This is a genomic window from Streptomyces endocoffeicus, from assembly GCF_016741935.1.
Lineage (GTDB): Bacteria > Actinomycetota > Actinomycetes > Streptomycetales > Streptomycetaceae > Streptomyces > Streptomyces endocoffeicus.
Map to the genome: position 1 here is coordinate 267,922 of NZ_JAERRG010000006.1, position 13,162 is coordinate 281,083.

9 protein-coding genes and 1 pseudogene are annotated in these 13,162 nt (G+C 71.7%); 5 read left to right on the forward strand and 5 right to left on the reverse strand.

The window, feature by feature from the left end; all coding sequences use genetic code 11:
* Window positions 1–275 precede the first annotated feature (275 nt).
* Together JK364_RS17805 and JK364_RS17810 are read left to right on the forward strand one after the other, a co-directional pair.
* Window positions 276–937 (forward strand): annotated as a pseudogene (locus JK364_RS17805) (pyridoxal-phosphate dependent enzyme).
* A gap of 308 nt (window positions 938–1,245) precedes the next feature.
* Window positions 1,246–2,418, forward strand: a complete 1,173-nt coding sequence (locus JK364_RS17810) for a sialidase family protein (protein ID WP_201852079.1) — start codon at window positions 1,246–1,248, stop codon at window positions 2,416–2,418.
* Between the two features lie 31 nt (window positions 2,419–2,449).
* Here the strand turns inward: JK364_RS17810 and JK364_RS17815 are convergent, their stop codons facing one another.
* On the reverse strand, window positions 2,450–3,067 hold the full coding sequence (locus JK364_RS17815) for a TetR/AcrR family transcriptional regulator (RefSeq protein WP_201852080.1): 618 nt from the start codon (window positions 3,065–3,067) through the stop codon (window positions 2,450–2,452).
* A 79-nt stretch (window positions 3,068–3,146) separates the two neighbouring features.
* Between JK364_RS17815 and JK364_RS17820 the strand changes: the two genes are divergently transcribed.
* Both JK364_RS17820 and JK364_RS17825 read left to right on the forward strand, forming a co-directional pair.
* Window positions 3,147–4,694 carry a nitrilase-related carbon-nitrogen hydrolase gene (locus JK364_RS17820; RefSeq protein ID WP_201852081.1) on the forward strand — a complete coding sequence of 516 codons (1,548 nt, stop codon included), beginning with the start codon at window positions 3,147–3,149 and terminating at the stop codon, window positions 4,692–4,694.
* 321 nt (window positions 4,695–5,015) lie between these two features.
* The gene (locus tag JK364_RS17825; protein ID WP_307841314.1) at window positions 5,016–7,034 is read left to right on the forward strand and encodes a spermine/spermidine synthase domain-containing protein; all 2,019 of its coding nucleotides are present in this window, start codon (window positions 5,016–5,018) and stop codon (window positions 7,032–7,034) included.
* Between the two features lie 94 nt (window positions 7,035–7,128).
* Here JK364_RS17825 and JK364_RS17830 read toward each other — a convergent pair whose 3' ends face one another.
* Both JK364_RS17830 and JK364_RS17835 read right to left on the reverse strand, forming a co-directional pair.
* Window positions 7,129–8,202, reverse strand: coding sequence for a hypothetical protein (locus JK364_RS17830; RefSeq protein ID WP_201852083.1), 1,074 nt, complete (start codon window positions 8,200–8,202; stop codon window positions 7,129–7,131).
* 261 nt (window positions 8,203–8,463) lie between these two features.
* The gene (locus tag JK364_RS17835; protein ID WP_201852084.1) at window positions 8,464–9,441 is read right to left on the reverse strand and encodes a D-2-hydroxyacid dehydrogenase family protein; all 978 of its coding nucleotides are present in this window, start codon (window positions 9,439–9,441) and stop codon (window positions 8,464–8,466) included.
* A gap of 306 nt (window positions 9,442–9,747) precedes the next feature.
* On the opposite strand from JK364_RS17835, the gene JK364_RS17840 reads away from it, so the two are divergent.
* The gene (locus tag JK364_RS17840; RefSeq protein WP_201852085.1) at window positions 9,748–10,545 is read left to right on the forward strand and encodes a prephenate dehydrogenase; all 798 of its coding nucleotides are present in this window, start codon (window positions 9,748–9,750) and stop codon (window positions 10,543–10,545) included.
* A gap of 8 nt (window positions 10,546–10,553) precedes the next feature.
* On the opposite strand, the gene JK364_RS17845 is transcribed toward JK364_RS17840, so the two are convergent.
* Entirely contained in the window at window positions 10,554–11,246 is a 693-nt protein-coding gene (locus tag JK364_RS17845; RefSeq protein WP_201852086.1) for a response regulator, read from the reverse strand.
* Entirely contained in the window at window positions 11,243–12,928 is a 1,686-nt protein-coding gene (locus JK364_RS17850; protein ID WP_201852087.1) for a sensor histidine kinase, read from the reverse strand. The genes JK364_RS17845 and JK364_RS17850 overlap by 4 nt, the downstream gene beginning before the upstream one ends.
* Window positions 12,929–13,162: the final 234 nt, after the last annotated feature.

Here is a 13,162-nt window from a genome sequence, read left to right on the forward strand (position 1 = left end):
TGGGGCGGACGGGTGGGCTCGGCGGTCGAGCGCCGTCTCGGCGGTACGAGGGCTCAGGCACAGATAGTCGCCGCGACCCGGCGGCAGGGTGCTCAGGCTGGACAGCAGCGGGACCCCAACGGCCTACTGGCATAGGCCGGTCGGGTAGTGACGGAGGCGGCCGGGGAGGGCTCGGCTCGTGTCCCGATGTGGCGGTGGAGAGGAGATCGTGTGCCGAGGAGGAGGGGCGGGGTAGGGATCGGCGGACATCCGGCACCACCCACAAGGAGTCACCCATGTCCCTCGATGACTTCGAGCGCCACCCCCTGCTGTTCGGCCCCAGCCCGGTCCACCCCCTGGACCGGCTGAGCGAGCGTCTCGGCGGGGCGCGCGTCTGGGCCAAGCGCGAGGACTGCAACAGCGGACTGGCCTTCGGCGGCAACAAGACCCGCAAGCTGGAGTACCTCGTCCCCGACGCGCTCCGGAAGGGCGCGGACACCCTGGTGAGCATCGGCGGTGTGCAGTCCAACCACACCCGCCAGGTCGCCGCGGTGGCGGCGAAGCTGGGGCTGAAGGCCGTCCTGGTGCAGGAGGCCGCCGGGTCCTGGGCATCGACGCCTCCGCCAAACTGGCCGAGACCCGTGCCCAGGTGGAGAAGATCGCACGCGAGACCGCCGGACTGATCGGCCTCGGCCGGGAGCTGCGCGATGAGGAGATCACCGTGCTGGAGGGCTGGGCCGGGGACCTCTACGGCGTCCCGGTCGACTCCACCCTCGAGGCGATCCGGCTCACCGGAAGCCTCGAAGGGTTGATCCTCGACCCGGTCTACGAGGGCAAGTCCATGGCCGGGCTCATCGACCTCGTCCGCGACGGCGACATACCCAAGGACTCCAACGTGCTCTACGCCCACCTCGGTGGCCAGCCCGCGCTCAACGCCTACAGCGGCGCCTTCGGCTGACCCGGCGCAGGCCCGCCGGTGCGTCGAGGACGCCGTCGAGCGGTGCGGACGGTGTCCGACGCCCCGCGCGGGTGGCGGATGTGGTGAACGGGCCCGGTGCCCCGGCCGAGGGCGGTACCGGTCCCGGGCACCTCGTGAAAGCGCGGCCCGTCCCGGCCGTGCCCCGGCCCTCGCGGAAGCCTGCGCGGGAGCCTGCGCGGAAGCCTGCGCAAGGGATTTACAACGTTGGAAATTCTCTCTAGCGTTGCGCCACGCAGGGCCCGGGCCCCTCATCTCCCCCCTTCACCACTCCTCCCGAGGGAGCGTGCATGACCACGCCGTACCGAAGACGCCTCCTGCCCACCCTGCTGACCCTCCTGGCCGTCCTGGGCTCGCTCCTGGCCGTCCAGGCACCCCCGGCCGCGGCCGCCTCCGGGACGCTGCTGCGCGACGGCACCGGCCTCTACCCCCGCGCCCTGCGCCTCCAGCACAATGGCGCCGCCAACGGCCGCATCCTCGCCTCGGTGGTCACCTTCCGTGGCTCGGACGGGCTCGGTGCCATCTACGAGAGCGCCGACGACGGCGCCACCTTCCGGCAGGTGGGCGAGGTGGCCGACCCCGAGGCGTCCGGTGGACAGGGCGAATGCTGCGCCACCCTGTACGAACTGCCGCGGGCCGTCGGCGCCATGCCCGCGGGGACCCTGCTGTGGGCGGCCTCCATCGGCCAGGACGAGCCGGATCGCCGGATGGCCATCCGGGTCTTCCGCAGCAACGACCAGGGCCGCACCTGGTCCTATCTGTCCACCGTGGCCACCGCCCCCAACGCCAGGGGACTGTGGGAGCCGGAGTTCTCCATCGACTCCAGCGGACGGTTGGTGGCCCACTACTCGGACGAGACCGACCCCGCGCACAGCCAGAAGCTGGTCGCCGCCCGCAGCGCGAACGGGATCACCTGGAAGGGCCACCACGCCACCGTCGCCAGCAACCTCGCCTCCGACCGGCCCGGTATGCCCATCGTGCGCAAACTGCCCGACGGCCAGTACTTCATGGCCTACGAGATCTGCGCCGCCCAGGGGCAGTACTCATGCGTGGTCCACTACAGGACGTCGTGGGACGGCTGGAACTGGGGCGATCCCGCCCACCTCGGCTACCGTCCCGAGACCGCCGACGGAAAGTACTTCACCCACACGCCGAACCTCGCCTGGGCCCCTGAGCCCGGAAATCCCCGGGGCAAGCTGTTCCTCGTCGGCCAGGTCCTGAACAACGCCGACGGCACCACCGCCACCGGCAGCGGTGCCACCGTCTGGACCAACAGCGATGGCGGCACCGGATCCTGGCGTTCGATCTCCGCACCGGTGCGGGTGGATTCCAAGGTGGTCGACTGGTGCCCCAACTACAGTTCGGCGCTGCTGCCCTCGGCGGACGGCAGCCGAGTGCTGGAGATCGCCACGGACTACGTGGGCACCGTGTGCAAGCCGTTCTACGCCACCGGGGGGAGCTGACCCGGTGAACGCCCGCTGATCGGCGTGGTGTTCACCCGGTGGCGGATCTCCTTTCCGGCCGTTCGGGGCCGGCGCCCAGCATGGTGCGGACGACTGTCTCCACCAGGGCGTCGGCCTCGGCGCGCGTCGGTGTGCCGAGGCGTTCGTCGAGCAGCAGTGTGCTCAGCCCGTGGACGAGGGCCCAGAGCCCGATCCGCAGTGGCACGCGCCGCTCCGGTTCCGCGACCGCCGCGATGCGCTCCGCCACCATGGCGATCGCGGCGTCGGAGGCGGCGATGGTGTCGGGGTGGTTGCTGCACGCCTGCCCGAACATCAGGCGGTACACCCCGGGGTGGTCCAGCGCGTAGTCGACCGCCGCGCACGCCATGGCGATGACCTCCGCGTCGGGGGCCTCTCCGGGGGCGACCGCGGCGAGGCGTTCACCCAGCTCCGTGAAGCCCCGGGTGGCGAGCGCGGCGAGCAGCGCCTCCTTGTCGCGGTAGTGGCGGTAGGGGGCGTTCGGGGAGACCCCGGCGTGCCGGGCGACCGCGCGCAGCGACAGCTCGCCCGGGCCCCCGGCGTCGAGGAGCGCCAGAGCGGAGTCCAGCAGGGCCGCTCGCAGATCCCCGTGGTGGTATCCCGAGCCAGTGGATGTTGACAGTGTCCACACCTCCATCCTTCAATGTGGGCATCGTACACATCGATGCGGGCCGGTCCATGGGGGCGCGGCCCGCGCACAGGAGCGCCCGATGACCGAACGACTCGCCCTGCCCGCTCAACGCCCCTGGCTGTGCCTGTGGGGCGGCGCCGCGGCGTCCTTGCTGTCCGTCGGCGGCCGGTTCGACGTGCCCCTGGCCGCATGGGTGGCGCCGCTGCTCCTCCTCCGCTTCCTGCGCCACACCCGCCCGCTCGTGGCCCTGCCCGCGGTGTTCGCCGTCACGGTGGCGTCGGCCGCGGTGTGGATGGCCGAACTCGCCGTGCCCATCACCTGGCTCACTCTCCTGGGCGATGTGGCCTTCGGAGTGGCCTACGGTCTGCCGTATGTGGTCGACCGGCTGCTCGGCCCGCGCGCCGGCACCCTCGGCAGGGTGCTGCTGTTCCCGGCCGCGGCCATGTCCGTGGAATTCCTCCTCGGCACGTACGGCCCGTTCGGCACCGCCTACGGCATGCGGGCCGCGTCCCAGCACGCGAGCACCGCACTGCTGCAGATCACCGCGCTGACCGGGCCCTACGTCATCGCCTTCGTCATCGGGGCGGGAGCGACGATCGGCAATCTGGTCTGGGAGCGCGGGCCGCGGCCCGCGCTGCGCTGGGCCGCCGCCTACGCCACGGCCGTCGCGCTGACCGTCGTCGGCGGACAGCTCCGCATGATGTCCACCGACACGGGCGGCGACACCGTCAAAGTGGCCGGCGTCAATCCGAGCCGCGCGGCCATCGACGCCGAGACGGCGGTGCACGGCGCCTCCCGGCTCGCCGTCACCGACCCGCGCCGCGTCGACCGGGCCGATGTGCGCCGGGCCATGCGACCGCTCCTCGACGACCTCTTCCGCCAGACCGCCCGGGCGGCCGCGGCCGGTGCGCGGATCGTCGTCTGGTCGGAGAACGCCGCTCGGGTGGCCGACGAGGACCACCGCGCGTACCTGCGGCAGGCATCGGCGACAGCGGACGCGCACGACGTCTATCTCCTGGTGGCCGACCTGACCTATCTGCCGGAAGCACCCCACGGCAGGGACGAGACCCATCTCTTCGGCCCCGACGGCAGGAAGCTGTGGGACTACGAGAAGGCCCGGCCCATCCCCGGGCTCGAGATCTACACACCCGGCGACGGCCATGTGCCCGTCGTCGACACCCCGTACGGCCGGCTGGCGAACGTCATCTGCTACGACGCCGACTTCCCGGCGGGCAATCACATCGACGCCGACATCGTCTTCGTCCCCGGCGGCGACTGGCCCGAGATGGGGCGCACCCACACCGCCATGGCCGGGCTGCGCGCGATCGAGAACGGCTACGCGCTGGTCCGGCAGGACTTCAACGGCCAGTCCAGCGCCTACGACGCCGGCGGACGGCTGCTGTCCACGCAGGACACCACCACCGACGCGGGCGTCTGGTACGCCGACGTTCCCGTCCACGGATCGCGCACCCCGTACTCCCGCACGGGCGACATCGTCTCCTGGGGCGTGCTCGCCGGCACCATGGCCGCGGCGGTGGTCCTCGCCAGGCGCGCACGGCGCCACCCCGCTCCGCCATCCGGGTCCGCCTCCTCCGCGCGGGCGTCCGCCGTTGGCCCGGGCAGGTGACGGACACCGGCCGGGCCATGACCCGAACGCCGTACGGCGGTGGCCGGGGGAGCGTACCCAGGCCATGCGCCAAGGCGTGCGGACCCCACCCCGTACGGCCGTGGTACCGCACCCCAAGCCACGCCGCTGACCTGCACCGACGGTCGCGGCGGTGGCGGGGTGGCGGGGCATCGCACGACCGGGAGGCGAGTGGCCGGAGCCACTTTCCGAAGTGCCGGACGCCCGCCATCCGGCCGACGGCACGGGCCGTGTGGGTGCTCGACCTGCCCCGCCCCGGATGACAGCGTGGCCGACATGGAGCACAGCCCAGGACCGCAAAACGTGCGCGCGAGGCTGCTGCTGGCCAGCGCCACCATGCTCTTCGTCGAGCTGGCGCTGATCCGGTGGACCGGCGCCAATATCGTCCATCTGAGCTATTTCTCGAACTTCATCCTCTTGGGCTCGTTCCTCGGGATCGGCCTGGGATTCCTGCTGCCCGCCGGCCGTGGGCAGTGGCTGACCCGCTGGACGCCCGTCCCGCTCGCCGTTCTCGTCGTCCTGGTGCGCGAGTTCCCCGTGCAGGTGCGGCAGACCAGCGGCGAGGTCATCTACTTCACCGCCGTGAAGACCACCGGTCTGCCCCAGTGGGTGACCCTGCCGGTGCTCTTCGGGCTGACCGCGCTGATCATGATGGCCATCGGGAAGATGACGGCCGATCAGTTCCGTCGGCTGCCGTCGCTGGAGGCGTACCGCTTCGACCTGCTGGGCTCGCTCACCGGCTCGGTGTCCTTCGCGCTGCTGTCGTGGCTGCGCGCACCGTCGGTGGTGTGGGGGGTGATCGCCGCGGCGGCGCTGCTGACCCTCGGCGGCCGCCGCAACACCATCAGATATGCGGTGCCGCTCGCGCTGATGGTGGCCATCCTGGCGCTGGAGACGGCGGCCAGCGGTATCTCCTGGTCCCCGTACTACAAGATCGAGGTCACCAGGCCGACCTCCGGCAGCCGGGACTACAAGATCTCCGCCAATGGCGTACCGCACCAGTCCATCGCCCCGCTGAAGGTGCTCAGACGCCCCGACTCCCCGTACGAGCGGCCCTACCGCGAGACCCCACGCAACTCCCACCGCCGAGTGCTGGTCATCGGGGCGGGCAACGGCAACGACGTGGCGATGGCGCTCGCCCACGGCGCCCGGCGGGTGGACGCGGTGGAGATCGACCCCCGACTGCAGGAGATCGGCGCGTCACTGCACCCGGCCCGGCCCTACGACAACCCCCGGGTGCACGTGCACATCAACGACGGCCGGGCCTTCCTCGAGCGCACCAAGACCCGCTACGACCTGGTCGTCCTCGCCCTGCCGGACTCCCTGACCCTGGTGTCCGGCGCGAGCAACCTGCGCCTGGAGAGCTATCTGTTCACCCGGCAGGCGTTCGAGGCGGCACACCGCCACCTCGCCCCCGGCGGCGCGTTCGCCATGTACAACTACTACCGGCAGAACTGGCTCATCGACCGGTTCGGCTCCACGCTCACCTCCGTCTTCGGCCATGCCCCCTGCATCACCCACTACGGAGGGAAGAAGGCGGCCATCCTGGTGGCCGGTGCCACCTCCAGCGACCAGTCCTGCACCGCCTCCGTATGGCGCCCCTCCGGCCCGGTGCCCTCGGCCGCCGGTGACGACCACCCCTTCCCGTATCTGCTGCACCGCACCATCCCCACCCTCTACATCGGGGTGCTGGGCGCGATCCTGCTGGTGACGCTGGTGTCGGTGCGGCTGACCGGGGTCCGGCTGCGGCGCACCGCCCGCTACGTGGACATGTTCCTGCTCGGCGCGGCGTTCATGCTGCTGGAGACCAAGAACGTGATCGGGTTCGCGCTCTACTTCGGCACCACCTGGCTGGTCAACGCGATGGTCTTCGCGGGGGTGCTGCTCGCCGTGCTGTGCGCGGTGGAGGTCCGGCGCAGGCTGCGCCGGGTCAATCAGCTGGTGCTGCGACTGATGCTGTTCGCCAGCCTCGCCATCGCCTGGCTGGTCCCGTCCCATGTGGTCCTGGGGCTGCCCTTCGCCCCCCGGCTGGCCGCCGCGATCGCGCTGGCCTTCGCCCCCATCTTCTGCGCCAACCTCATCTTCTCCGACCGGCTGGCGGCGGCCGCCGACCCCACGTCGGCGTTCGGCGCCAATCTGCTGGGCTCCCTGTTCGGCGGCACCCTGGAGTATCTGGCCCTGCTCACGGGCTATCAGGCGCTGCTGCTGGTGGTGGCCTTGCTGTACGCGGGTGCCTGTGTGGCCATGCGCTTCACCCGCCGCGGCCCCGGCGACGTCGCCACCCAGGAACCCCTCACCGTGCAGACGGCGCCACGCCCCTGAGCGCTCCTTCCCCAGCCGCCCCCGGCCGCCTTCCGGCCGGGGGCGGCCGCGTGCGTGACGCGGGCCGCCGATTTCAAGGCGCGGGCCGCCGTGGTCACTCGAACATGACGTAGTCCGGGCGTGGCCGCAGGGCCAGCACCTCCTCCGGGGTCATCAGCCGGCTCCCCTCGGTGTCCTCCTCGTAGAAGAGCTTGAAGCCGGTGCGCACGCCCTCGGGCTGGTTCTTGACCAGCTGCCGCCAGGTGTCGCGCTTCATCCCCGGCGAACCTATGCCGTCCGCGCTCTTGATGAGCACCACACCCGGCTGCGGGTGCAGCGCGGACTGGTCGCCGACGACGGACACGGCCACCTGGTGGAAGACGAGCGGCTTCTGCGGCAGGTCGTGTTCGTCGACGATCCCGGAGAGATAGCGGGCCACATCGGTGAGCTCCTTGCCGCTGGTGTGGCCGTAGGTGTCCCCCGGCACCTCGCCCGGACCCATCTCCCACTCCGGGTCCAGGGCTATGCCGACATCGGGGTGGACCAGCCATTCGCGCAGCGCCTTGACCTCGCCGAGGACCGAGGCCCGGCCCGGCTGGATGTTCAGCAGCAGCAGGGCACGGTGGCGCTTGGCCGCGTCGTGGAAGCGGCGGATCGTGTCGGAGGAGGTGCGGGAGCGGTAGGTGCCGTCGGGGCCCGCGCTGCTGTTGGCGACGGTCGCGAGGAGTTCGAGCACCGGCTGCGGTTCACGGTCCGCGGCGTAGGCGCGGGCGGTCTTCTCGATCTGCCGCACCTGGTCGTCGAGGTCCCCGACACCGAGCCGGCCGAGCGCGGCGGCCCCGGGCAGTCCGCAGTAGCCCACCAGCCGGTAGCGGGACAGCTCCCGGCCGCCTCGCGGCAGCTCGGGCCGCGGTTTCGGGGTGGGGGAGGGGGAGGGCTTGGACGGGGTGGCGGACGGGGAGCGGTCCGCCCTCGTGGACCCCTGCGGGCCCGCTCCGGAGGTGGAGCCGGCCGATTCCTCGCCGCAGCCGGCGAGCAGGCCGAGCCCGGCCGCCGCGGCCACCGAGAGCATGCCGCGCCGGCTCGGTGGCGGGCCCCCCGGTCCTCCGCCGCCGTCGCCGTGCCGTAGGGCGTCCTGCCCGGCCGATGCCCCGTCGGTGGTCGGCTTTCCGGATGTGCTGTGAGCCACGTTCCCTCCGTCCGCGGTGCCGGGTCGGTGGACCGGGCACCGGTCTGTTGTGCGGGCCGATGGGTTGTCCGTGCCAGGCAGCCTGTCCGGTATGACGAAGGCGAAACGGAATAGTGTCCACCGGGCGGAGGGCATGCGTCGCTTTCAGCCCGGGCAAACGAGCAGTGGTTGGGTACGGGACGTTCGAACAAGGTCGGCGAGGTCGCCGACCGGCTCCAACACGTCCTGGAATACGTCCCCTTGGCGCTCCCCGGAGTCGAGTCAGCCGGCCGGTTCGGGCGGGCTCAGCCGGCGGATCGGCGCGCCCTGAAGATAGGCGCTGATGTCCTCCACCACATCGCCGTAGAACCGCTCGTAGTTGTCCCGGGTGACATAGCCGAGATGCGGGGTGGCCAGCAGATTGGGCAGCGTACGGAACGGATCGCCCGGCGGCAGCGGCTCCCGTTCGAACACATCGACGCCCGCGCCCGCGATCCAGCCGTCCCGCAGCGCCCGCGCGAGCGCGGTCTGGTCCACGATCGCGGCGCGGGAGGTGTTCACCAGGAGCGCCGTGGGACGCATCCGCCGCAGTTCCGGCGCGCCCAGCAGCCCACGGGTGCGGTCGCTGAGCACCAGATGCACCGAGACGATGTCGCTGGTCTCCAGCAGTTCCTCCTTCGAGGCTGCCGCCCGGACCTCCGCCGCCTCCGCGCGCTCGGCCGTCAGGTTCTCGCTCCAGGCGGCCACCTCCATGCCGAAGGCCCGGCCGACCCGCGCCACCTGGGCGCCGATCCTGCCGAGACCCAGCAACCCCAGACGGCGGCCGTGCAGCTCGGTGCCGACGGTGCTCTGCCATGGCCCGCCGTCCCGCAGCGCCGTGCTCTCCGGCACCAGATGGCGGGCGAGCCCCAGGATCAGCGCCCAGGTGAGCTCGGCGGGCGGTCGCGAGTCGCCGCCCGTGCCGCATACGGCCACGCCGTGGCGGGCGGCGGCCTCCAGGTCCACCGACGCATTGCGCATTCCCGTGGTGACCAGCAGTTTCAGCCGTGGCAGCCGGGCGAACAGCGACGCGGGGAAGGGAGTGCGCTCCCGCATGATGACCACGATCTCGCAGTCCTCGATCGCCTCGGCCACCGCCTCCTCACCGGCGATGTGCTCATGGACCGGCAGCACGTCCACCGCGTCGAGCACCCCCGACCAGTCGGCCGCCGACAGCGCCACGTTCTGATAGTCGTCGAGCACGGCGCAGCGCAACTTCATGGGACTACCTCGACTACCTCGGTTTCCTCGGACAGGTACGGTGTTTCTACCACCTATGTGATGGCACCCCGGAAACGGGGGCCTGACACGTCGTCACCGCGTTTGCGGCGCCACCCTTCCGGATGACATCGGCGGTGCGGGCGTGGTTCCGCAGACGTGTTTTTTCACCGAAAGTTGGCCTCTGATGGGGTGCTGAGACATGTGTGGTTGTTTTGCGTAGTGGCACACAGGGCACCGCACACCACTGACAGCAGGCATAATCGCTGCTGCGATGGGCGCAGACGCCCAGAAAGGGGACGAAGTGAAGTGAACGCGTTGAGCGCGGACAGCAGTGTCGGTTCGACCATCGAGGTGTTGGAGGCCGAACTCCCTCAGCTGCAGAAGCAACAGGAGGCACTCAAGGGTGATTTGGAGGCCGTCACCCAGCGGCTGGAGGCGGTCAGCACCGCCCTGAGCAGCCTGCAGACGCTCTCCACCTCGGCGGTGCCCGAGCAGGGCGGCAACGGAGCCCCGGTGGCGGAGCCCGTGGCCGAGCCGGCCGCGGAACCGGCCACCGAGGCCACGGCCGAGGCCACCGCGCCGGAATCCGCCGAGGACACGGCCACCACCGGCCGTACCTCCGCCGCCACCCGCAAGGCGGCCATCGGCCGTCAGCGCAGTGGCGGCAAGGCGGGCAAGGCGCCGGCCACCGGACGGGGCACCAAGGCGGCGGCCAAGAAGACCGCCGCCAAGAAGACCGCCGCGAAGGCCGCGGCCAAGGCTCCCAAGTCCGCCAAGGCCACGGTGAAGGCCACCAAGGCCACGGCCAAGACCGCCAAGAGCACCAAGGCCGCGGAGAAGCCGGCGGAGAAGGCCATCAAGGAGACGGCCACCAAGGAGACGGCCACCACCTCCGAGCGGTCCACCGGGCTCGCCGACAGCGTGCTGACCGCGCTGCGCAAGGCCGGCCGCCCCATGCGGGCCTCCGAGGTCAACGAGGCCCTGGGCCGCGAGGAGTCCCGCACCAATGTGAACTCGGTGCGCAACACCCTCGAGCGGCTGCGCTCCTCGGACCGGGCCCAGCGCTCCGGCCGTGGCCTGTACGAGGCCACGGCCACCAGCTGAGGGTGCCGTCAGTTCACCGCCACCCATGTGTAGCGGTGTTCGGGACGGCCGGTGTCCCCGTACTTGAGCGTGAGGCTGATACGGCCCGCATGCTCGAGGTACTTCAGATAGCGCTGGGCCGTGGAGCGGCTGATGCCGGTGCGCTCCGCCACTTCATGGGCGGAGAGCGGGTGATCGGCCTGGTCCAGGACCCGGCGTATGAGGTCGACGGTGGGCGCGGAGTGGCCCTTGGGGAGGGCGGGACCGGAGGTGTCGGCGGCCGCGAAGGCGCCGAAGATCCGGTCCACCCTCTCCTGGCCGGTCTCGCCGCGCCCGCCGACGCCCTCGAGGGTGCGGCGCAGCGCCGCGTAGCCGTCCAGCTTGGCCCGCAGCCCGGCGAAGCTGAACGGCTTGACCAGGTACTGGAGTGCGCCATGGCGCATGGCGGCCTGCACGGTGGCCACATCACAGGCCGCCGTCACCATGATGACGTCGGCGTGGTGGCCGAGCTGGCGCATCCGGCGCACCAGGGTCAGCCCGGTCTCGTCCGGCAGGTAGTGGTCGAGCAGGACGAGGTCGACCGGGGTGCGTTCGAGGGTCGCGAGGGCCTGGGCGGCGGTATGGGCGCGGGCGGTGACCCGGTAGCCGGGCACCTGGGCCACATACGCAGCGTTGATCTCGGCGACGTGGAAGTCGTCGTCCACGACAAGAACGTCGATCATCGTGATTCTCCTGCCGCGGTGAACTCATGAGTGGGTGTGTCGTCCCCGGTGAGGGCCTCGGGCAGGACGACGGTGAACACCGCCCCGCCACCCGCCCGGGCGGTGACCCGGGCCATCCCTCCGTATCGCTCGGCCAGCCGCCGTACCAGGGCCAGTCCGATGCCCCGGCGGCGCGGCGACACCGCGGCGGACCCCTCGTGGGGATCGGGGCCGTCCGGGAAGTCGGGAGGGGCGGGCCGTTTGGTGGACCAGCCCTCGGTGAAGATCTGTTCGCGCATCCCCGGCGGCACCCCCGGACCGGTGTCGCTCACCCGCAGCACGGCGGTGGTGCCCTCGGCTCTCAGCTCGACCTCGATGAGCGGGGTGGACGAGCGGTGTGCGGCCACCGCGTCCAGCGCGTTGTCGATGAGGTTGCCGAGCACGGTCACCAGATCGCGCGGATCGACCACCCGCCCCGGCAGCAGCGTCGCCGGGGAGATCCGCAGGGCGACCCCGCGCTCGGCCACGATGGCCGACTTGCCGACCAGCAGCGCCGACAGCATCGGATCGTGCACCCGTTCGGAGATCTGCTCGGCCGAGGCGCGCCGGGCGTTGGTCAGCTCGGCCACGAACTGCGCCGCCCGCTCGTGCAGTCCGAGTTCCAGCAGCCCCAGCAGGGTGTGCAGCCGGTTGGCGTGTTCGTGGTCCTGGGCGCGCAGCGCGTCCAGCAGTCCGCGGGTGCTGTCCAGCTCGCGGCCCAGCAACTCCAGCTCGGTGCGGTCCCGCAGCGTCGCCACCGCCCCGCCGTCCTTGGTCGGCATGCGGTTGGCCACCAGCACCCGGCCGCCGCTGACGGTCAGCAGATCCGCCCCGTCCACCCGCCCCGCCAGCACATCGGTGGTACGGCCCGGGGGCAGTGACTCCTCCAGGGTGCGGCCGGTGGCGTCCGGGTGGATCCCGAGCAGCCGTCCGGCCTCGTCGTTGACCAGGCGGATCCGGCCCTGCCGGTCGAAGGCCACCACCCCCTCGCGGATGCCGTGCAGCATCGCCTCCCGCTCGTCGAGCAGCGCCGAGATGTCCGCGAACGCCACACCGTGGGTGCGGCGGCGCAGTCGGCGCGAGACGGCGATCGCCGCGAGGACACCCACCGCGAGCGCCGCCCCGGCGTACAGCAGCAGCCGGGGCACCGCCGCCAGCAGCTGGTCGCGCACGCTGCCGTAGCCGATGCCCACCGACACCGCCCCGACGATCCGGCCGTCCCGGGCCCGCAGCGGCACCTTGGCACGGGCCGAGCGGCCGAGCGTCCCCACGTCGATCTGGAGGACCTCCCGGCCGGAGAGCGCCTCGCGCGGATCGGTGGAGACGTGTTCGCCGATCCGGGCGGTGGTGGTGTGCGACCAGCGCACCCCCCGGGAGTCCATCACCACGATGTACAGCGCCCCGGTGGACCGGCGGATCCGCTCCGCCGCCCGCTGCACCGGACCCGACGGGGTGGGCTCGGTGGCGGCGAGGTCCCGGGCGATGTCCGGATCGGCCGCAGTGGTCTGGGCGATGGCGAGCGCCTGGTGCATCGCCTGGTTGTCGATCTCGGAGCTGAGGGGGGCCAGGAACAGCGCGGTCGCCAGCACCATCACCCCGGCGGTGATGGACAGCTGCGCGGCCAGTACCTGACCGGAGACACGCCGGGGCCATCGGATACGCATGATGGGCCCCCTGTCTCCCGTCTCGAGGTCCCGGTTGGTCCCGTACGCGAGCGGTAGTGCTTCGTCCGTTTATGGTGCTGTGAAGGCACCGTAAAGGCGCCCGGGGCGTATGCCCAGTCTCCGTAGCGTTTTCGTTGCGCGGGCGCGAGCAAAACGAGCAGAACGCGGTTTGTGAGCGCAAGGGCGCGTTGTGCTCACAAGACTGCCGCTGTGGCGCGGGTCACTCCTACTCTC

What these genes read in the sequence shown, in the direction of transcription:
- JK364_RS17810 (WP_201852079.1), top strand. Translation starts at nt 1,246, where the DNA reads ATGACCACGCCGTACCGAAGACGCCTCCTGCCCACCCTGCTGACCCTC.
- JK364_RS17850 (WP_201852087.1), bottom strand. Translation starts at nt 12,928, where the DNA reads ATGCGTATCCGATGGCCCCGGCGTGTCTCCGGTCAGGTACTGGCCGCG.
- JK364_RS17820 (WP_201852081.1), top strand. Translation starts at nt 3,147, where the DNA reads ATGACCGAACGACTCGCCCTGCCCGCTCAACGCCCCTGGCTGTGCCTG.
- JK364_RS17835 (WP_201852084.1), bottom strand. Translation starts at nt 9,441, where the DNA reads ATGAAGTTGCGCTGCGCCGTGCTCGACGACTATCAGAACGTGGCGCTG.
- JK364_RS17845 (WP_201852086.1), bottom strand. Translation starts at nt 11,246, where the DNA reads ATGATCGACGTTCTTGTCGTGGACGACGACTTCCACGTCGCCGAGATC.